We start from the raw sequence: 19756 nt of genomic DNA on the forward strand, positions 1-19756 counted from the left end.
TTGGAGGGACAAGAATATGTTGGATTTTGATCTTGAAATGGAACAAATTGCCCAGATAAAAGTCATTGGTGTCGGTGGTGGCGGAAGCAATGCAGTCAACCGGATGATTGAGGCGGGCGTACAAGGGGTCGAGTTTATTGCCGTCAACACGGATGCCCAAGCTTTAAACCGCTCCAAGGCGCCTGTCCGCCTGCAAATCGGGGAAAAATTGACCAGGGGGCTCGGAGCCGGTGCCAAACCGGAAATCGGGAAAAAAGCAGCTGAAGAAAGCCGGGAACAAATCGAAAGCGTCTTAAAGGGAGCCGACATGGTGTTTGTCACCGCCGGAATGGGTGGAGGCACCGGAACCGGAGCGGCGCCGGAGATTGCCGCGGTGGCCCGTGAATTGGGGGCGCTGACCGTCGGCGTGGTCACCAAACCGTTTACGTTTGAAGGACGGAGAAGAGCAAATCAGGCGGAACAAGGGGTTGCGGCATTAAAGGAAAATGTGGACACGTTGATCGTGATTCCCAACGACCGCCTGTTGGAAATCGTGGATAAAAACACCCCGATGTTGGAAGCGTTCAGGGAAGCGGATAACGTGCTGAGACAAGGGGTTCAGGGGATTTCCGATTTGATTGCCGTCCCGGGACTCATCAACCTTGACTTTGCGGATGTCCGCACCATTATGACGGAACGGGGTTCCGCCTTGATGGGAATCGGTTCAGCCAACGGGGAAAACCGCGCTGCCGATGCGGCCAAAAAAGCGATTTGCAGTCCTTTGCTCGAAACCTCGATCGAAGGAGCCCGCGGTGTGCTGATGAATATCACCGGCGGCACCAATTTGAGTTTATACGAAGTATATGAAGCGGCGGATATAGTGACCCAGGCTTCCCACTCGGAAGTGAACATGATTTTCGGGGCGGTTATTAATGAAGATCTCAAAGATGAAATTTTGGTCACGGTGATTGCCACCGGCTTCGATCACGAAGAGCAAGAGAAAAAGAGCGTCAAACCGCAATCACAGGGAAAACCTTCTTTTGGCGGAAGGGAAGACAACAATTTGAACCCGTTCCAACGCTTGCAAAAAGACCCTGCTCCCAAAAAACCGGATGAAGAAAGCATCATGGATCCTTACGGCAACTTGGAAGTGCCCACTTTCCTGCGCAACCGCAAAAACAAATGACCGGCTGTTTGCTGCAACCGGACTCCTTCGGGGGTCCGGTTGCTTTTTTTTGCACGCCGTGCGGTTGGAGCCTGCAGGTTGTTTTCCGGTTCGACGAAAAAAGTCAAACGGGGTTGGCAAGTTTAGACAGACTTTGAAATATAGATTAAGATATACTATTCTCACCTCAATTTGGAGAGAGAGCTTATGACAGTGTATGCGGACGTGGTTTTCTTTCTCAACAGCGCAATTGATTTTTTGCTCCTCTGGCTCACTTCCGGGATCCGGAAGCAAAAGGCCGTCTGGTGGCGGTTATTGCTTTCGGCCCTGCTGGGCGGATTTTACTCAATGTTGCATCTGTGGCCGCAATTTTCCATCGCCTACTTTTTGCCGGTGAAAATCATTGTCTCCTTTTTTATGGTTTGGATTGCTTTCGGTTGGAAGGATCCGCTCGCTTTTTTCAGGAATTTGGGAATGTTTTATCTCATTTGCTTTATTACGGGCGGAGCAATGATTGCTTTTCACTATGTCATGACCGGTGACAGCCAGGTGGCCGGAGGCATTTTTTACACGGAATCCCAACATGGATGGGGATCCCCGGTCTCATGGGGGCTGATCATTTTCGGATTTCCGGTTGTGTGGTTGTACACCCGCTTGTCATTGCGTTCGCTGGATGAGCGGCAAATGTTTCACCAATTCACAGCCGATGTGAAAATCCGCTTGAAGGATCAGGAATTGCGTTGCGTGGGACTGGTGGACACCGGAAATCAATTGCGGGATCCGATCACCCGCGCGCCGGTGATCATGGTGGAATTGGAGCAGTTAAAAACGCTGCTTCCGGAACCCTTATGGAAAATGGCCAAAGAGCCGGGGTTTGAAAAAGACTGGGAAGAGCTGCCGGCGGATTGGATGAATCGCATCCGCCTGATTCCTTACCGGGCGGCCGGAAAAAAGAATAACCTCCTGCTGGCCGTCAAACCCGATTATGTCATCATTTCGCAAGGAGAAAATGAGAATAAAATCAAGAAAATTCTCATAGGTATAGATGTCGGAAGTCTTTCATCCGACGGAACTTACCAGGCGATTATTCATCCATCCTGTGTATCAGCCGTTTAAAAGAGGAGGTAAAAGGGATGTTTGCCAGATGGAAAATGGCGTTTCAATTATTCTGGTATCGTATTTTAATTCATTTCGGGCTGAAAGGAGAAGAAATCTACTATATCGGAGGCAGTGAAGCCCTTCCGCCGCCGCTGAGCAAAGAAGAAGAAGCCCATTTGTTGGAACGGCTTCCAAGCGGGGATTCGGCTGTCCGGGCCATCCTGATCGAAAGAAACCTGCGCTTGGTTGTGTACATCGCAAGGAAGTTTGAAAATACCGGGATCCATATCGAGGATCTGGTTTCAATCGGAACCATCGGTTTGATTAAAGCGGTAAACACCTTTGATCCGGAGAAAAAAATCAAATTGGCCACCTATGCTTCCCGTTGTATTGAAAATGAAATTTTGATGTTTTTGCGCCGCAACAACAAAGTCCGGTCGGAAGTTTCGTTCGACGAGCCCTTAAACACGGATTGGGATGGAAATGAGTTGCTGCTGTCTGATGTGTTGGGGACGGATAATGACATCATTTGCCGCGACATTGAAGAAGAAGTGGATAAAAAAATATTGCGGACGGCTTTGTCGCATCTTTCGGACCGGGAACGGAAAATTATGATTTTGCGTTTTGGTCTGGATGGCGGTGAAGAGAAAACACAGAAGGATGTCGCAGATCTGTTGGGAATTTCGCAGTCCTATATTTCCCGTCTCGAAAAAAGGATTATTAAGAGATTGCGTAAAGAATTCAATAAAATGGTTTAATTTCATTTTCATTATAAATTCTCCTTCGCAGGACATACTGTAATTTAGTTCCATCCTGAGGAGGAGAATTTTTCATGGCACGAAACAAAGTGGAAATCTGCGGTGTGGATACATCAAAACTCCCGGTCCTGAAAAACCAAGAGATGCGTGTATTGTTCCAGAAATATCAAGCCGGAGATCTCAAAGCGAGGGAAAAATTGGTCAATGGGAACTTACGCTTGGTGCTGAGTGTGATTCAACGTTTCAATAACCGTGGAGAATGCGTGGATGATTTATTCCAAGTGGGATGTATCGGATTAATGAAAGCCATTGATAATTTTGATCTCAGCCAAAATGTCAAATTCTCAACCTATGCCGTGCCGATGATCATCGGAGAAATCCGGCGGTATTTGCGGGATAACAATCCGATTCGTGTATCCCGGTCGTTGCGGGATATTGCATACAAAGCACTGCAGGTTCGCGATCAATTGACCAACCGGCATTCCAGGGAACCGACGATCTACGAAATATCGGAAGCATTAAATGTCCCGAAAGAAGATGTTGTGTTTGCACTTGATGCGATTCAAGACCCGGTTTCGTTGTTTGAACCGGTTTATCAGGATGGCGGTGATCCGATTTTTGTCATGGATCAATTAAGTGATGACAAATCCAAAGATGTGCAGTGGATTGAAGAGATTGCACTGAAAGAGGCACTGAACCGGTTAAACGGAAGAGAAAAAATGATTTTGTCCATGCGCTTTTTCGAAGGAAAAACACAAATGGAAGTGGCGGATGAAATCGGCATTTCCCAAGCCCAGGTTTCTCGCTTGGAGAAAGCAGCAATACAACAAATGAATAAATTTATTAATTAAAATATAAACCGGAGCTTGCCAACGGGTGGAAATGGCAAGCTTTTTTTAACGGGAAAAGTTCTGCTTAAAAAAGGGATGTCCTCATTACATTTTCCGGCCTGTTTACATATATATAATAAAAAATCATGGCAAACGGAGGGCATCTTTCCCATGAAAATATCCGAGTTGCAGGAAAAAGATGTTGTGAATATTGCTGACGGGCGCAAGTTGGGACAAATTTATGATTTGGAGCTGGATATGCAAAAAGGCGTGATCCAGGCCATTGTGGTTCCCGGGGAAACGAGATGGTTCGGGTTGGTTTCCGGGGGGCATGAGTGGGTGATTCCATGGCGTCACATTGTAAAAATCGGCTCGGATGTGATTTTGGTCCGGTTGGACAACGGCCGGTCCTCCCCGATGGCACCCCCTTCCCACGCCATGTTACCGGACGGTGACGAGTACCGTTAATCAGTTTGTTCCGTTGTGAAGATATGGTAATATGATTGAAAGGGAGGGTGTATATGGAGCCATTTCGTTATCAACAGAAAAATGGTGTGCCTTATTTTACGGTGGAGGAATGGGAGCGCATGTTCCCTCATCTGACCGTGGGTTTTAGCGCCAAAGATCACAAAGAAGATAAATTCTGTCGAAATTACGCACTACATGTCGGGGATCAACCGGAACAAGTCCTATCCAACCGGAAAGAACTGTCTGATGCGCTTCAGATGCCTTTTTCCGCTTGGACTTGCGGGGAACAGGTTCATGGTGTCCATATCGAAACGGTGGGGGAGAAACACCGGGGATATGGAAAAGATTCGCGGAAAACCGCCTTCCAAGACACCGACGGGATGGTGACAAACGAAACCGGAATCTTATTGGCGGCCTACTTTGCCGATTGTGTTCCGCTTTATTTTTATGCCCCCGATGTCGACTGGATCGGGATTGCGCATGCCGGTTGGAAAGGAACGGTCGGGGGAATCGGTTCAAAAATGGTCGGACGTTTCACATCGCTTGGAGCAGATCCCGGAAAAATCCGTGTCGTGATTGGCCCGTCGATCGGCTCCTGTTGTTATGAAGTGGATGAACGGGTGTACCGGCCGCTGGAAAACATATTATCGGATGAAAAAGCTCTAAATGAAGTCGCCGTAAGCCGGGAACCGGGTCGCTGGCAGCTGGATTTGAAAAAAGCCAATGCCAAAATTTTGGAAAAAGCCGGCGTCCATCCGCGACATATTCTTTTGTCACGGTTTTGTACAAGCTGTGACCAAGATTATTTTTATTCCCATCGTCGCGATCAGGGAGAAACCGGACGAATGGTTGCATACATCGGAAAGAAGGAAAGGGGATCGGAATGAACGAATTTGCTAACCGGTGGGAAAAAGTGAAACAACGAATCGGGCAGGCGTGTCAGCGTTCCGGCCGGGATCCGAAGGAGGTTCATGTGCTTGCGGTCACTAAATATTTAGATACGGAAGCGACCAAAAGCATTTTGGACCTGGGGTTGGAGCATGTCGGCGAAAACCGGGTGCAAAACGCCCTTCCCAAATGGGAGAAGTTAAAAGACCGGGGAACATGGCATTTTATCGGCCATTTGCAACGGCGGAAAGCCAAAGACGTGGTTGGCAGATTTTCCTATATCCACTCACTGGACCGGTTTTCCCTCGCGGAAGAAATCAACAAACGGGTATTGCAAAGCGGATATCCGCCGCAGCGTTGTTTTTTGCAAGTCAATGTCTCGGGAGAAGAATCAAAATATGGAATTTCTCCGCAAGAATTAGAAGAATTTGCCCTTGAAGTGGCGAATTTAAAAACCATTGACATCACCGGCCTGATGACCATGGCACCCATAGCGGACAACCCCGAAGAAGTGAGGCCTGTCTTTCGTGAATTAAAACGATTGCAAGGAAAATTACAACGGTTAAACCATCCCCGTTTGCAAGTACCTCATTTATCCATGGGCATGTCCCAAGATTTTGAAATTGCCATTGAAGAAGGAGCGACTTGGGTGCGGTTGGGCTCTGTTTTGATTGGGGGTGAAAAACGGGGTGGCTAGCCTTTGTGTCAGGAGGCGATTTCCCAATGACATTCATGGACCGGATTATGGGCTTTTTCGGCGTGACCGATGAGGATTTATACCAAGAAACGGAAGAAGAGCAAGGAACTTCCAGCCCGAAGGGGCGAAGCAATGTGGTTTCGCTGCATACACAAAAAAACATTCGTATGGTATTATTTGAACCGCGCGCATATGAAGAGTCGCCGGAAATTGCGGATCACTTGAAAAGCCACCGCCCTGTGGTGGTCAACCTGCAAATGGTCCGCCGCGAGCAAGGGGTGCGGATCATCGACTTTTTAAGCGGTACCGTCTATGCTTTGGGGGGAAACATTCAAAAACTGGGTGAAAATATCTTTATTTGCACACCGGCGAATGTGGATATCCAAGGATCGATCACAGATATCTTCAAAGAGGAAGAGGCAAAAAATTTGAGGTGAAGTGGAAAAAATGATTTACTCCATCGTGAGCCAGTTTTTCAATATCTATTCGATTGTGCTCATCATTTATGTCCTGTCTTCGTGGTTTCCCAATTTCAGGGACACCCCGGTGGGCATTTTTCTCGCGAAAGTTTCCGAACCTTATTTGAGCGTGTTTCGCCGCTTCATTCCACCGATCGGCGGGATGATTGACATCTCCCCCATCGTAGCGCTTTTTGTTTTGCATTTCGTTGAATTAGGCGTATATACAATTATCGATTGGGTGCTATAATTCTGTGATGTCAAAAGAAAATATTTTTATGCATTTTCGTCCGGAAGAACGCCCGTTTGTGGAACGTTCTTTGGACTATGTGCATCGCGCATCCGACAGAAATCAATTGGTTGTCACTCCTTTTTTGGATCCGAGGGAGCAGTTTATTCTGACGTCGGTTGTCAAAAGGGAGCCGGATCTTCTTTTCTGTCTGGATGGCGGGTATCCGGAAGCAGAGCGAAAGCGCGCTTTGATTGTTCCCGATTATTACGGGGAAAATCCGGAATGGACGGATTTGGTTTTTTACAGACTTGAAACAAAAGATTCAAAAGAACTGAAACACCGTGATGTTTTGGGAGCTTTGACGGGTTTGGGAATCAAACGGAACATGCTGGGGGACATCCTGCCACACGGGAAAGGATGCGATATTATCGTTGCCGGCGAGATGGCGGAATATATTTTTCTGGGTATTGGACAAGTCGGACGCCATCGTGTTAGTATAAGGAAGATTAATCGCGCGGAACTGACTCTTCCCGAAAGAAACGGAAAGATCCGGACGGCTTCTGTGGCCTCGATGCGTGTCGATGCAGTAATATCAGAAGGTTATCGGGTCTCTAGAACAAAGGCTGCGTCCATGGTGAAAAGCGGTAAGTGCAAAGTGAATTGGAAATTAGTGGATCAACCGGATTATCCGGTGGCACCGGGCGACTTGATTTCACTAAGAGGATTTGGACGTTTGGCTGTAGAAAGTATTGAGGGACATAGCAAAAAAGGAAGAATATGGATAAAACTGAGTACTTATCATTGATGGGAGCCCGGATGATTTTTGCAGGCTTCCGGAAGGACGTTTTTTCATTTTGCAGAATAAGAATGAGTGCAATTTTTTCAGGAGGTGCGAAAGATGCCATTAACACCTTTAGATATACACAATAAAGAGTTTAAAAGATCTTTCCGTGGATATGATGTTGATGAAGTGAACGATTTTCTTGACCAGATTATTAAAGATTTTGAACTGCTCACACGGGAAAAACTGGAACTGGAACAACAAGTGGAAGAGTTGCAGGCAGAGATTGAACGTTTGATGGAAGACGAATCCATGTTCCAAACCGGACCGCAGCAAATGCAACAGCAGCAACAACAAACCGTACAACCGCCGGCACCCGCGCCGCAACCGATGCAACGTTATCCGGAACCTGTTCAGCATCCGTCGCCTCAAGCATTGAGCTCGATGGAACAAAGCATTCACAAATCGATCCGTGTGGCTCAGGAAGTGGCCGAGGAAGTCCGCTTAAACGCCAAGAAAGAAGCCGAATTGATTGTTCAGGAAGCAGAGAAAAATGCCGACCGGATCATCAACGAAGCATTGCAAAAGGCACGTGCCATCCACAGCGAGCTGCTTGATCTGAAACAAAAAGCAACCGTCTACCGTGCACGTTTCCGCACGCTGGTGCAATCGCATCTGGACATTCTGGAAAACTCCGATTGGGAATCCCTGGAAGAGTTGGAGTCCGGATTGGAAGAACAAGGAAAGAAACTTGAACAATATGCCGAACAGGATCAATCCCGGGAGATGTTGATGGATCAAAACACCCAAGAGTATAAAGACTTCAACACCCAGGAGTTTCAGGATTTCAACACGCAGGAATTCCAAGATTTCAATGGCATGAACAATGTGGAAGATAATTCCGTCATGGACGAAGTCGCCGCTTCTTCCTATTATGAAGAAGAAGAACCACGCCGCGAGTTGCGCAGAACATCCAGAAAACTGAAGAAAAAAGCAATGTTTTAATGGACATGCCGATGTTCTGGGAGATCAGTAAAAAGAGAATCAGGGCTAATGGTAAAGAAAGGGAAGAGTAGATAGGTAAACTCGTGTTTGCAGCGAATTAGGGATGGTGTAAGCCTAATCCGAGTTTCTATCGAAAATCACCCTGGAACTGTCACCTGAAATTGGAGTAAGGTCGACCGCGTCATCCACGTTAAGGATGGTTGAGAGGTTTTGTCTCCAATTCAAGGATACGAAGCCAGTAGGGTGGTACCGCGGGAAACCTTCTCGTCCCTAGAGGATGCAGAAGGTTTTTTTATGTTTTTAGAAAAGGATAAAGGAGTGATTACACACATGCCGGACTACCGTCAAACATTAAATCTGCCGAAAACCAATTTTCCAATGCGCGGGAATTTGCCCAACCGCGAACCGGAAATGCAAAAATGGTGGGATGAGATCGACATTTATCAGCAAGTGCTGGAAAAAAGAAAAGGAGCCGATTCCTTTATTCTTCATGACGGGCCTCCTTATGCCAACGGGGATTTGCACATTGGGCATGCCCTGAACAAAATTCTCAAAGATTTCATCATCCGGTATAAATCGCTGAAAGGATATTATGCTCCTTACATTCCCGGTTGGGATACCCACGGTTTGCCGATTGAGCATGCCATCGTCAGCAAGAAAAAAGTGGACCGGAAAAACGTGGATCCGGTCAAATTCCGGGAAATGTGCAAAGAGTATGCTTTATCCTTTGTCAATAAACAAAAAGAACAATTCAAACGCCTGGGGGTCCGGGGGGACTGGGACAACCCTTATATAACGTTGAAACCGGAATATGAAGCTGAACAGATCCGCGTGTTCGGGGAAATGTTGAAAAAGGGTTATATTTATCGCGGGCAAAAAGCCATTTACTGGTCCCCGTCTTCCGAAACGGCACTGGCCGAAGCGGAAATTGAATACCGTGATAAACGCTCGCCGTCCATTTATGTTTTGTTTCCGGTGAAACAGGGCAATGCTGTGCTTTCGGCAGACAATACCTATGTGGTGATCTGGACCACCACACCTTGGACGATTCCCGCCAACCTGGCCGTTGCCCTGCATGAGGATTTTGAATACAACCTGGTTGAGGCGAACGGACGCAAAATGGTGATGGCCAAAGCTTTGTCGGCGAAAGTGATGGAAGAGGCCGGCATTTCCGATTACCGGGTGCTGTCAGCGTTCAAAGGAAAACAACTGGAAGGCGTCATTTGCCGGCATCCGCTGTATGACCGGGAAAGCCCCGTCATTTTTGGTGATCATGTCACTTTGGATGCAGGAACCGGTTGTGTTCACACGGCTCCGGGACATGGGGAAGAAGACTTTTATGTTGGACAGAAATACAACTTGGGCGTGCTTTGCCCGGTGGATGAGAAAGGGCGCATGACGGAGCAGGCTCCCGGTTTTGAAGGATTGTTCTATGACGATGCCAACAAAAAAGTGACAGAAAAGCTGGAGGAAGCCGGCTACTTGTTAAATTTGGGCTTTATCACCCACCAATATCCTCATGACTGGCGGACCAAAAAACCGGTCATTTTCCGGGCGACGGAACAATGGTTTGCGTCGATTGACGGATTCCGTGAAAAAATGCTGGAAGAGATCCGGAAAGTCAAATGGACACCGTCCTGGGGAGAGATCCGCCTTCACAACATGATTGCCGACCGTGGTGATTGGTGTATCTCGCGGCAGCGGATTTGGGGCGTTCCTTTGCCGATCTTTTATTGCACGAAATGCGGCCATCCCCATGTAACCGATGAAACCATTGATTTTGTTGCCAATCTGTTTAAAGAACGAGGTTCTTCAGTTTGGTATGAAAAACCGGTTGAAGAATTGATGCCGCCCGGTTCCACCTGCTCCGAATGCGGCCATGACAAGTTCCGCAAAGAAACCGATACGATGGATGTGTGGTTTGATTCCGGCAGCAGCCACCGTGCGGTGTTGGAAGGACGGGAAAACTTGCAATGGCCGGCGGACATGTATTTGGAAGGATCGGACCAATATCGCGGCTGGTTTAACTCTTCCCTGTCCACCGCCGTGGCAACCAAAGGACAAGCTCCTTATAAAGAGGTGCTGAGCCACGGATTTACCTTGGACGGAGAAGGGCGGAAGATGTCCAAGTCCTTGGGGAACGTGATTGCCCCGGCCAAAGTGATCCAACAATATGGTGCGGATATTTTGCGCTTGTGGGTGGCTTCTTCAGATTATCGGGCAGATGTGCGAATTTCGGATGCCATCTTGAAACAAACGGCCGAAGCTTACCGGAAAATCCGGAACACTTTCCGCTTTTTGCTGGGCAACTTAAACGGATTTGATCCCGGTTCGGACCGCTTGGCTCTGAATGAACTGACCGAATTGGACCGTTATGCGCTTATCAAGCTGAATCGTCTGGTCGAGCGGGTGAGCAAGTCTTATGATGACTATGATTTCCACCAGGTTTACTATGACATCCACCATTTCTGCACGGTGTTTTTAAGCCAGTTCTACCTGGATGTGTTAAAAGACCGGCTCTATGTATTGCCCACGGATTCGGAAGTGCGCCGTTCGGCACAAACCGTGTTGTATGAAGTCTTGCTGACGCTGGTGAAAATCACCAACCCCTTCCTGCCGCATACGACGGAGGAAGTCTGGAAATATATTCCGGGCGATCATGAAATCAGTGTGCAACTTTGTGATTTCCCGGTTGCAAGGGAAGATTGGTATGATGAAGCTCTGGAGAAAAAATGGGATGAATTGTTGACCATCCGCGATGTGGTCTTAAAAGCGCTGGAAGAAGCGCGGGCCGAAAAATTAATCGGAAACTCGCTGGGAGCGGCTGTCGAAATCACGCCGAATCCGGAAGCCGGGGAGTTGCTCAAGTCCACGGATCATTTGGATCAACTGTTTATTGTCTCCGGTGTTGTCCTGAACGAAGCTTCTTCTGACGTGACGGCGGAGGAGAAGGTGAAAGTGACGGTTCGTACGGCAGAAGGAGAAAAATGCGAACGCTGCTGGGTGATTTCCCCGACCGTGGGCCAAGATGCCGACCATCCGCATCTGTGCTCGCGTTGTGCCACCATTGTGAAAAAATTGGGTGTCGATTTGAGCGAATAAAACAGATAACGCAACAAATCCAAAGCCCCCTTCTCAACGAAGAGAAGGGGGCTTTGGATTTGTCATGCACAAAATCAAGAAGAAGAATCGGGCAACGGCTGATCCGCAAGGCCTGATTTGAACCGGGCTGCGCAAAACAGAACGATCATCATGGACAGGAAGACCAAGCTGTTAATGATGTTATCCGGATTCAGCAACAGTGTGATGAAAATAACCGACAAAACAGCCAGGGTGAATCCCGTCAAATACGGGTATAAAGGAATTTGGAAAAAAGGTTTTTCCTTGTATTGTTTCCGCAGTTTCAACTGAGAAAGGCAAATGATGATCCAGAGCATGATGGTGGTGTAACCCGGAATTCCCATCAGGTATTGAAACACGCTTTCTTCAGCCACCATGGCGACAACTGACCCCAGAAGCAAGCTGCCGGCGCATAGAATGAGGCTGTAAATGGGCACACCGTTTTTGTTCAACCGGCTGAAAATCGCAGGTGCCTCTTTTTGTTTCGAAAGCGAATACAGCACCCGGGAGCTGGAGTAAATTCCGGTGTTGGCTGCGGAGGTTACGGCAATCAGCAGGATAAAATTCATGATGTGCGCCACGCCTTTTAATTCCAAAGCGGAAAAGACAGTGACAAACGGGCTTCCCGCCTCGCCGACCTGATTCCAGGGCACCAGTCCCATAATAATAAACAAGGGCAGTACATAGAACAGGCAAATCCGGATTATGATATCTTTAATCACTTTGGGCAAGGATTTTTCCGGATCTTTCATTTCAGTGATGGTGAGCCCGATCATTTCGGTTCCGCCATAGGAGAAGATCACAATCAAGAGGGAGGAAATTACGCCTTTCCATCCGAGAGGCAAGAAACCGCCGTGTGCCGTCAGATGGGTGAGATACGGCGGATTTTCCGTCGGAATCCATCCAAACATCAATCCGGAACCCAAAATGACAAAAGCCATCAGTGTAAACACTTTGATGCCGGTCAACCAAAATTCCACTTCTCCGAACAGACCGACACTCAACAGGTTTAAACCGACCAGCACCAAAGCGACCAAAAAGCTGAGCAGCCAGACCGGAAGACCGGTAAACCAGTAATGCAAAAAGGTTCCGGCGGCCACGATTTCCACGGCCATCACCAAAATCCACATGATGAAATAAATCCAACCGACCACAAATGAAACCTGGTATCCCAATGCTTTATAAATGAGTCCCCTTATATCCAATCCTTTGTTGGCAAGCGCCATTTCCGCAAGCGATCCCATTACAATAAACAACAAAACTCCGGCGATCAAATAAGCGATCAGAACCCCGGGACCGGCGGATTGAATCGTTTCTGCACTGCCCTGAAAAATCCCCGCTCCGATTGCGCCTCCCAGGGCAATCATTTGAACGTGGCGAGGGCGTAATTTTCTTTGCAATTGGCTCATTCGTTGTCTTCACCCCTCACTTTATTACCCAAAAGCATAACAGCATAAAAGTGAAAAAGAAAGGGGTTTAATAAATTTATGTTTATTCGAAATTATCGGATCGCCAACGAATGGGATACATGAAAAGGGGGTCAGGCGGAGAAGATATTGCTGACTCCATCAAACAGGAGGTGAAATGTAAAGTGGCAAATCCGGTTGTCCGGCAAAGGCTGCGCCAGAAATTGGAACAGGAAAAAAGCCAAATTGAAAAACGGTTGAAACAAAACGATTCTTACGGCATGGATCAAAGCATGAACGGATCGATCGGTGAATTGTCCGGTTATGATAACCACCCGGCCGATTTGGGGACGGAGATTTTCGAGCGGGGCAAAGATTTGGCCTTGAATGAAAATGATGAGCGCCGGTTGAAGGAAATTGACAAGGCCCTGGAGAGGATGGATCAGGGAACCTACGGGATTTGCAAAGTTTGCGGCCAAGAGATCGCGGAAGACCGGCTGGAAGCGGTGCCGACTGCGGAGTATTGTGTCCATCATCATCCGGAGCAACATTCCTCCATCCGGCGTCCGGCGGAAGAAAAAGTCATGGATCCCGGCGGCCACAATCAGGACCAAAGTGACAAGAACTTTTACGATGGAGAAGATGCCTGGCAGGATGTGGAACAGTATGGCACTTCCAATCCCCCGGATTTTTTTGTGGAAGGAAGGAATTATAATGAGTTGACGGTTGATTCGCATGAACACCGGGGGTATGTGGACTTGACAGAAGGGTTTTCGATTACGGATTTATCCGGGGAAACGGATGAGATCACCGAAATCACCCACAATGATGCCTACGCTCAAAAAGAGCGGGAAGAACGGAAGAACGACCCGTTGTCGTAAGCTTGTGAGAAGACTCCGGCCTGTGCTACAATCGGAGGGATAAAAGGATTACCGACGGTGGGGGACAGGAGGAGGACTCTTGAGATATTATTTGATTGCGTTACTCATTCTTTTATCGGATCAAACCACAAAATGGCTCGTTGAACATAAAATGAATCTGTATGAATCCATTCCGGTGATTGACGGTTTTTTCTATCTGACCTCGCACCGGAACCGGGGAGCCGCATTTGGCATTTTGCAGGATAAAATTTGGCTGTTTGTCTCCATCACGATGATTGTCATTGGATTTGTGGTTTATTACTTATGGCAGGTCAAAGATGAAAAAAAACCCTGGATGCCGACGGCGTTTTCCCTGATTTTGGGCGGGGCCGCCGGCAATTTGATCGACCGGATCCGGTTGGGAGAAGTGGTGGATTTCCTGCATTTCCAATTCGGCGCCTATCAATTTCCGATCTTTAATCTTGCGGATTCATCGATCGTGGTCGGCGTTTTTCTGCTCGTCTTGTTGACTTTTGCCAGTCCCGCGGCGGAAAAAGAGCCTTTGACCAAAGCGAGGGACACGCAATGAACGAGTCATGGGAAAACATGGAGTATTATGAGTGGACCGTCGATGATTCGGCAGACGGGGAACGGTTGGACAAATTCCTTCCCCAAAAAAATGAAGAATGGTCGCGCGCACGGGTTCAAGAATGGATCCGTGCCCAATTGGCTTGGGTGAACGGAAAAAATAAAAAAGGAAATTACCGTTTGAAGCAAGGGGATGTGGTCACCCTCAAAGTCCCGCCGGTCACAGAGGCCGAAATCCGCCCGGAACCGATTCCCCTGGACATCCGATATGAAGACCAGGATGTCATTGTGGTGAATAAACCCCGGGGGATGGTGGTCCATCCGGGGCCGGGAAACGGCTCGGGAACGTTGGTTCATGCGCTTTTGGCCCATTGCGGGGATGAACTGTCGGGGATCGGAGGGGTTGCCCGGCCCGGAATCGTTCATCGCATTGACAAGGACACCTCCGGCTTGTTGATGGTGGCCAAAAATGATCTGGCACACCAGTCGTTGGCGGCACAATTAAAGGAGCATTCGGTTGAGCGGGTGTATGTTGCCTTTTGCCATGGTGTGATTCCACACGATCACGGCACGGTGGATGCACCCATCGGCAGGGATCCCAAACACCGCCAGCGAATGACCGTGATCTCGCAAAACAGCAAACCGGCGGTCACGCATTTTTTTGTGCGGGAACGGTTTGATAAGGCGACATGGGTGGAGTGCCGGCTGGAGACGGGCCGGACGCACCAGATTCGGGTACATATGAAATATATCGGTCATCCGCTTATCGGGGACCCGGTCTACGGTCCGAAGAAAAATGCCTATGCGATCGAGGGGCAAGCCCTGCATGCCCAAGTGCTCGGTTTTACGCACCCGAGAACGGGCCGGCGCATCCGCTTGGAAGCGGAGTGGCCGGAGGATATGGAGAAAATTTACAAGGCATTAAAGCAGTAGGTTTGTTGACAAGCACAGAGCCAACCGTTATGATACAGATAAGTGAAAAGGAACCTTTAAATCCAGTCCAGTGAGGCTGGCAAGGGCACGGAAATGTAAAAAAGGGTTGGTATGCCCTTTTTCAGGAGGTCTTTGTCTGCCGTCTGGCAAGGCAAAGACTTTTTTTGTGCCACCGAAATTAAAGAAGGGAGTTCTTTAGAGCATGGGAAAGGAAAAAGTGATCTTGGATGAAGCAGCGATTCGCCGGGCGTTAACCCGAATTGCACATGAAATTTTGGAGCGGAACAAGGGCGTGGATGACTGTGTTCTGATCGGGATTAAAACCAGAGGGATTTATCTGGCTGACCGGCTGAAAGAGCGGATCCATCAGATTGAAGAAAAATCCCTTCCTTGCGGTGAGTTGGACATCACGCTTTATCGCGACGATTTGACGGAAAAAAATGACCAACCCGAAGTGCGGGAAACCAACATCCCGGACATCAGCGGAAAAAAAGTGATTTTGGTCGACGATGTCTTGTTTACGGGAAGAACGGTTCGGGCCGCCATGGATGCTTTGATCGACCGGGGACGCCCGCAGATGATTCAACTGGCTGTCCTCGTTGACCGCGGGCATCGCGAACTGCCGATCCGTCCCGACTATGTCGGCAAAAATGTTCCCACCTCCCGGGCGGAAGTGGTTTCGGTTTATCTCTCGGAAGTAGATGAAGGAGAAGAACGGGTCAGTATCCGACAACAAAATCAAGGATAAGCATCAATCCCTTTTAAATCGGTCCAGTGAGTCCGGCAAAGGGATGCGGTTGACAAACAAGCGCTGTATTGTTTTACTGCGTCTCTTTGCGTGTGGGCAAAGAGACGTTTTTTTATCCCAACAAAGGAGTTAAGGCCAATGAGTTCACAAAAAATTGTCATGGACGTGCATGAAAAACCCAAAGCTTTGTCATGGCTCTTTCTCAGCTTTCAACATTTGTTCGCCATGTTTGGCGCCACGATGCTGGTGCCGTTGTTGACGGGAATGAATCCGGCCGTCGCGCTGTTATCCAGCGGAATCGGGACGCTGGCCTATTTGATTGTGACACGGGGCAAAATCCCGGCATATCTGGGATCTTCGTTTGCCTTCATTGTTCCGGTGATCACCCTCTCCCAAGGAGGGAAGCATCTGGGGGAAGCGTTATTCGGATGTTTCCTGGTCGGGATTGCCTACGGAGTGGTGGCCCTGATTGTATACCGGTTTGGCGTGAAATGGCTGGATCATTTGCTGCCCCCGGTCGTGATCGGTTCGGTGGTGATAGTCATCGGTCTTTCGCTGGCAGGTACGGCGGTGGACATGGCCAGCAAAAAAGAAGTGATCGTGGACATGCCGCAAACCGCAAGCGGATGGGCGGCGTTGGACGGAACCATTCAATCCGTCGATCCGGAAAACGGGAAGGTTCAATTGCAAGTTTATTCTTTGGAGAACTTCACCGTGGCACTGGTCACCTTGGGAATCGCCATCACGGCCAATTTGGCATTCAGCGGATTCCTTCGCTTCATCCCGGTGTTGCTCGGGTTGATTGGCGGATACCTGACGGCTTTGATGATGGGGATGGTGGATTTTACTGCGGTGAGGGAAGCCAAATGGTTTGCCGTTCCTGAGTTGACGGCACCGGTTGTTTCGTGGCATGCGGCCGTGGTGATGTTGCCGGTGGTGTTGGTGGTGTTGGCCGAACACATCGGACACCTGGTGGTACAAGGGAACATCATGGGAAGAGATTTGGTGAAAGATCCCGGATTGCACCGTTCTTTACTGGGGGATGGGCTTGCCACCAGCATCGCTGCCTTGATCGGCGGCCCTCCGGCCACCACTTACGGGGAAAACATCGGGGTGATGGCCATGACCCGCATTTTCAGTGTCTGGGTGATCGGAGGAACGGCTGTCCTGGCCATCTTGTTCAGTTTCGTGGGAAAAATATCGGCACTCATTCAAACCATTCCCACTCCGGTGATGGGCGGCGTTTCGATCCTGTTGTTTGGTGTCATCGCCTCCAGCGGGTTGCGGATGCTGATTGAAAACCAAGTGAACTTGGATAACCGGCGCAACCTGGTAATTGCTTCGGTCATTCTGGTGATCGGGGTCGGAGGAGCGTTGCTGAAATTGGCCGACATCCATCTGGAATTGGAAGGCATGGCGTTGGCAACCGTCACCGGCATTCTGCTCAATCTGGTCTTGCCTGAAAAAGATTCGCGGCAAAAAGAGTTGGCGGAAGCAGCCTGACAGACAGGAGGGATTCATTTGACTGCGACGAAACGAAGGTTCGCCCCTAACCATTTGTTTGATACCGGGCATTTATCCAAACATGAAATACAATCGCTTTTGGACCGGGCACAGTATTGGGAGGAGCATTGGCAACCGGGACAAGCGCCGTATCAAGGACGGTTTGCGGCTAATCTGTTCTTCGAGCCGAGCACCCGGACCCGCTTCTCCTTTGAAGTGGCCGAAAAAAAGTTGGGGATGGAAGTGCTTCATTTCTCCCCGGAAGTTTCCAGCACAGCCAAAGGAGAATCGCTGTATGACACGGTCAAAACCTTGTCTTCGCTCGGAGTCCGTGTCGTGGTGATCCGGCACGCGGACCCCCTTGTTTTTCAGGAATTGGCCGACCGGCTGCCGGAATGCGCGCTCGTCAATGCCGGGGCCGGATCCCTGGCACACCCGACGCAAGCCTTGTTGGATTTGTACACCATGAGAAAGCATTTCAAAGAGTTGGAAGGAAAGAAAGTGGCGATGATCGGCGATATCAAGCACAGCCGGGTGGTGCGTTCCAATCTCTGGGCGTTGTCCCGGTTTGGCATGGAGATCATGGTGAGCGGTCCGGAAGAGATGCGGGATGAAGAGATTGAAAAACTGGCGCCTTATGTGCCGTTTGAAGATGCTCTCCGGGAAGCTGACGTGGTGATGATGCTGCGGGTGCAGTTGGAACGGCATGACCAAACGCTGTTTTCTTCCGCACGAGCCTATTTCAGGCAATTCGGGCTGACCTGTGAGCGGGCCCGGCTCATGAAGCCGGATGCCATCATCATGCATCCGGGACCGGTGAACCGGGGCGTGGAAATAGCGGATGATATGGTTGAAGATGCACGTTCGAAAATTTTCGAACAAATGAAAAACGGAGTTTGGGTGCGGATGGCAGCCGTGGAAAGAGCGATGGGAGGGGATTTTCGTTGAGTATCCTGCTGAAAAACGGGAATTTGTTGGATCCGGAAAGCAAAGAATTGGTGCAAAGGGACTTGTGGATTGACGGGCAAAAGATCCGGGCGATTGCCCCGGAGATCCGGCCGGATGAAGAAGTGACGGTGATTTGGGCCGACGGAAAACTGGTTTGCCCCGGTTTGATCGATATGCATGTTCATTTGCGCGAGCCCGGATTTGAGCAAAAAGAGACGATCGAGTCGGGATGCCGGGCGGCGGCACGCGGCGGATTCACAACGATTGCGCCGATGCCGAACACCAACCCCGTCACCGATTCGCCGGACAAAATCAAAGAAGTCATCGACCGTGCAAAGAAAACCGGTTTGGCCCGGGTTTTGCCTTATGGTGCCATCACCGTCGGACAACGGGGGGAAGAATTGACCGATATGGCCGGCATGAAGAAAGCCGGGGCGATCGGTGTCACCGATGACGGGGTCGGCGTGCAAAGTGCCAAGATGATGAAAGAAGCGATGAAAAAAGCCGTGGCGGAAGACCTTCCGGTGGTGGCCCACTGTGAGGATGACACGCTTGCCAAAGGCGGATGCGTCCATGAAGGCGTGTTTGCAAAAAAGCACGGCCTGACGGGAATCCCTTCGTCTGCAGAAGCAATCCATGTGGGGCGGGACATTTTGCTGGCGGAAGAGACCGGAGCGCATTACCATGTTTGCCACATCAGTACCCAAGCGTCCGTCCGGCTGGTTCGGGAGGCCAAAGCCCGCGGGCAAAAAGTGACGGCCGAAGTGACGCCGCACCATCTGCTGTTGTGTGATGAAGATATTCCGGGGCCCGATCCCAATTGGAAAATGAACCCGCCCCTCCGTTCCAAAGAGGACCGGCAAGCATTGATCGAGGGATTGAAAGACGGTTCAATCGATTTCATTGCAACGGATCATGCCCCGCATACGGTAGAAGAAAAGCAGGCGGGCATCGAACAGGCCCCGTTTGGCATTGTGGGTTTGGAAACGGCATTTCCGCTGCTTTATACGCATCTGGTCATAAAAGGTGTGCTCACGTTGCACGAATTGGTCGACAAGATGACCTTAAAACCGGCGCAAGTTTTCCGGTTGCCTTACGGCCGCCTGGTGGAAGGGGGACCGGCCGATATCACGGTCATTGATCTGGACCGGGAAAAAGTGATTGATCCAAAGAACTTTGCTTCCAAAGGCCGCAACACCCCGTTTGCCGGTTGGAAATTAAAAGGGTGGCCGGTTCTGACCATCTTGGACGGAAAAGTGACATGGCAAGATGACGATTGTCTGATGTAGTT

The 19756-nt window shown here is 49.4% G+C and carries 20 protein-coding genes and 1 other annotated feature; of the genes, 19 read left to right on the forward strand and 1 reads right to left on the reverse strand.

All coding sequences use genetic code 11. From position 1 onward, the window contains the following. Positions 1-16 precede the first annotated feature (16 nt). The 12 genes from ftsZ to ileS all read left to right on the forward strand — a co-directional run bounded on the left by ftsZ (position 17) and on the right by ileS (position 11461). On the forward strand, positions 17-1165 hold the full coding sequence (gene ftsZ, locus I8U21_RS06690; protein ID WP_181730823.1) for a cell division protein FtsZ: 1149 nt from the start codon (positions 17-19) through the stop codon (positions 1163-1165). Between the two features lie 186 nt (positions 1166-1351). Continuing rightward, positions 1352-2260: a sigma-E processing peptidase SpoIIGA gene (gene spoIIGA / locus I8U21_RS06695; RefSeq protein ID WP_181730822.1), complete on the forward strand. Its 909-nt coding sequence runs from the start codon at positions 1352-1354 to the stop codon at positions 2258-2260. 17 nt (positions 2261-2277) lie between these two features. Further along, the gene (gene sigE, locus I8U21_RS06700; RefSeq protein ID WP_037994951.1) at positions 2278-3000 is read left to right on the forward strand and encodes an RNA polymerase sporulation sigma factor SigE; all 723 of its coding nucleotides are present in this window, start codon (positions 2278-2280) and stop codon (positions 2998-3000) included. 74 nt (positions 3001-3074) lie between these two features. Then, the gene (sigG, locus tag I8U21_RS06705; protein ID WP_181730821.1) at positions 3075-3851 is read left to right on the forward strand and encodes an RNA polymerase sporulation sigma factor SigG; all 777 of its coding nucleotides are present in this window, start codon (positions 3075-3077) and stop codon (positions 3849-3851) included. Between the two features lie 150 nt (positions 3852-4001). After that, positions 4002-4298: a YlmC/YmxH family sporulation protein gene (locus tag I8U21_RS06710; protein ID WP_181730820.1), complete on the forward strand. Its 297-nt coding sequence runs from the start codon at positions 4002-4004 to the stop codon at positions 4296-4298. A gap of 53 nt (positions 4299-4351) precedes the next feature. Next, positions 4352-5185 carry a peptidoglycan editing factor PgeF gene (gene pgeF / locus I8U21_RS06715; RefSeq protein ID WP_181730819.1) on the forward strand — a complete coding sequence of 278 codons (834 nt, stop codon included), beginning with the start codon at positions 4352-4354 and terminating at the stop codon, positions 5183-5185. Then, positions 5182-5883 carry a YggS family pyridoxal phosphate-dependent enzyme gene (locus I8U21_RS06720; protein ID WP_181730818.1) on the forward strand — a complete coding sequence of 234 codons (702 nt, stop codon included), beginning with the start codon at positions 5182-5184 and terminating at the stop codon, positions 5881-5883. The genes pgeF and I8U21_RS06720 overlap by 4 nt, the downstream gene beginning before the upstream one ends. A gap of 26 nt (positions 5884-5909) precedes the next feature. Next, positions 5910-6320, forward strand: coding sequence for a cell division protein SepF (locus I8U21_RS06725; protein WP_181730817.1), 411 nt, complete (start codon positions 5910-5912; stop codon positions 6318-6320). 10 nt (positions 6321-6330) lie between these two features. After that, entirely contained in the window at positions 6331-6591 is a 261-nt protein-coding gene (locus I8U21_RS06730; RefSeq protein ID WP_181730816.1) for a YggT family protein, read from the forward strand. Between the two features lie 7 nt (positions 6592-6598). Beyond that, positions 6599-7378, forward strand: coding sequence for a YlmH family RNA-binding protein (locus I8U21_RS06735; RefSeq protein ID WP_181730815.1), 780 nt, complete (start codon positions 6599-6601; stop codon positions 7376-7378). A gap of 93 nt (positions 7379-7471) precedes the next feature. Beyond that, positions 7472-8359, forward strand: coding sequence for a DivIVA domain-containing protein (locus I8U21_RS06740; RefSeq protein ID WP_181730814.1), 888 nt, complete (start codon positions 7472-7474; stop codon positions 8357-8359). Positions 8360-8404: 45 nt separating this feature from the next. Further along, positions 8405-8634, forward strand: a binding site (T-box leader). A gap of 19 nt (positions 8635-8653) precedes the next feature. Then, entirely contained in the window at positions 8654-11461 is a 2808-nt protein-coding gene (gene ileS, locus I8U21_RS06745; protein ID WP_304650712.1) for an isoleucine--tRNA ligase, read from the forward strand. Positions 11462-11535: 74 nt separating this feature from the next. Here the strand turns inward: ileS and I8U21_RS06750 are convergent, their stop codons facing one another. Beyond that, entirely contained in the window at positions 11536-12888 is a 1353-nt protein-coding gene (locus tag I8U21_RS06750) for an amino acid permease (RefSeq protein ID WP_198053557.1), read from the reverse strand. Between the two features lie 182 nt (positions 12889-13070). Between I8U21_RS06750 and I8U21_RS06755 the strand changes: the two genes are divergently transcribed. From I8U21_RS06755 to I8U21_RS06785, 7 genes are all read left to right on the forward strand, one after another. Further along, positions 13071-13766 (forward strand): TraR/DksA C4-type zinc finger protein, encoded by a 696-nt coding sequence (locus I8U21_RS06755; RefSeq protein WP_198053558.1) that lies wholly within the window; start codon positions 13071-13073, stop codon positions 13764-13766. 79 nt (positions 13767-13845) lie between these two features. Further along, positions 13846-14334 carry a signal peptidase II gene (lspA, locus tag I8U21_RS06760; protein ID WP_181730811.1) on the forward strand — a complete coding sequence of 163 codons (489 nt, stop codon included), beginning with the start codon at positions 13846-13848 and terminating at the stop codon, positions 14332-14334. Further along, positions 14331-15266, forward strand: coding sequence for an RluA family pseudouridine synthase (locus I8U21_RS06765; RefSeq protein ID WP_232337558.1), 936 nt, complete (start codon positions 14331-14333; stop codon positions 15264-15266). The genes lspA and I8U21_RS06765 overlap by 4 nt, the downstream gene beginning before the upstream one ends. Positions 15267-15468: 202 nt before the next feature. Next, positions 15469-16014, forward strand: coding sequence for a bifunctional pyr operon transcriptional regulator/uracil phosphoribosyltransferase PyrR (gene pyrR / locus I8U21_RS06770; RefSeq protein WP_198053559.1), 546 nt, complete (start codon positions 15469-15471; stop codon positions 16012-16014). 138 nt (positions 16015-16152) lie between these two features. Continuing rightward, the gene (uraA, locus tag I8U21_RS06775; RefSeq protein WP_181730809.1) at positions 16153-17517 is read left to right on the forward strand and encodes a uracil permease; all 1365 of its coding nucleotides are present in this window, start codon (positions 16153-16155) and stop codon (positions 17515-17517) included. An 18-nt stretch (positions 17518-17535) separates the two neighbouring features. Further along, positions 17536-18465, forward strand: coding sequence for an aspartate carbamoyltransferase catalytic subunit (locus I8U21_RS06780; RefSeq protein WP_232337560.1), 930 nt, complete (start codon positions 17536-17538; stop codon positions 18463-18465). Continuing rightward, the gene (locus I8U21_RS06785; protein ID WP_181730808.1) at positions 18462-19754 is read left to right on the forward strand and encodes a dihydroorotase; all 1293 of its coding nucleotides are present in this window, start codon (positions 18462-18464) and stop codon (positions 19752-19754) included. Before I8U21_RS06780 ends, I8U21_RS06785 begins: the two co-directional genes overlap by 4 nt. The last annotated feature ends 2 nt before the right edge of the window (positions 19755-19756 follow it).

This window comes from Thermoactinomyces sp. CICC 23799, assembly GCF_016055145.1.
GTDB classification, from domain to species: Bacteria; Bacillota; Bacilli; order Thermoactinomycetales; family Thermoactinomycetaceae; genus Thermoactinomyces; species Thermoactinomyces intermedius.

Coding starts and splice junctions, on each gene's coding strand:
- ftsZ (WP_181730823.1), top strand. CDS start 17: ATGTTGGATTTTGATCTTGAAATGGAACAAATTGCCCAGATAAAAGTC.
- spoIIGA (WP_181730822.1), top strand. CDS start 1,352: ATGACAGTGTATGCGGACGTGGTTTTCTTTCTCAACAGCGCAATTGAT.
- sigE (WP_037994951.1), top strand. CDS start 2,278: ATGTTTGCCAGATGGAAAATGGCGTTTCAATTATTCTGGTATCGTATT.
- sigG (WP_181730821.1), top strand. CDS start 3,075: ATGGCACGAAACAAAGTGGAAATCTGCGGTGTGGATACATCAAAACTC.
- I8U21_RS06710 (WP_181730820.1), top strand. CDS start 4,002: ATGAAAATATCCGAGTTGCAGGAAAAAGATGTTGTGAATATTGCTGAC.
- pgeF (WP_181730819.1), top strand. CDS start 4,352: ATGGAGCCATTTCGTTATCAACAGAAAAATGGTGTGCCTTATTTTACG.
- I8U21_RS06720 (WP_181730818.1), top strand. CDS start 5,182: ATGAACGAATTTGCTAACCGGTGGGAAAAAGTGAAACAACGAATCGGG.
- I8U21_RS06725 (WP_181730817.1), top strand. CDS start 5,910: ATGACATTCATGGACCGGATTATGGGCTTTTTCGGCGTGACCGATGAG.
- I8U21_RS06730 (WP_181730816.1), top strand. CDS start 6,331: ATGATTTACTCCATCGTGAGCCAGTTTTTCAATATCTATTCGATTGTG.
- I8U21_RS06735 (WP_181730815.1), top strand. CDS start 6,599: ATGTCAAAAGAAAATATTTTTATGCATTTTCGTCCGGAAGAACGCCCG.
- I8U21_RS06740 (WP_181730814.1), top strand. CDS start 7,472: ATGCCATTAACACCTTTAGATATACACAATAAAGAGTTTAAAAGATCT.
- ileS (WP_304650712.1), top strand. CDS start 8,654: ATGTTTTTAGAAAAGGATAAAGGAGTGATTACACACATGCCGGACTAC.
- I8U21_RS06750 (WP_198053557.1), bottom strand. CDS start 12,888: ATGAGCCAATTGCAAAGAAAATTACGCCCTCGCCACGTTCAAATGATT.
- I8U21_RS06765 (WP_232337558.1), top strand. CDS start 14,331: ATGAACGAGTCATGGGAAAACATGGAGTATTATGAGTGGACCGTCGAT.
- pyrR (WP_198053559.1), top strand. CDS start 15,469: ATGGGAAAGGAAAAAGTGATCTTGGATGAAGCAGCGATTCGCCGGGCG.
- uraA (WP_181730809.1), top strand. CDS start 16,153: ATGAGTTCACAAAAAATTGTCATGGACGTGCATGAAAAACCCAAAGCT.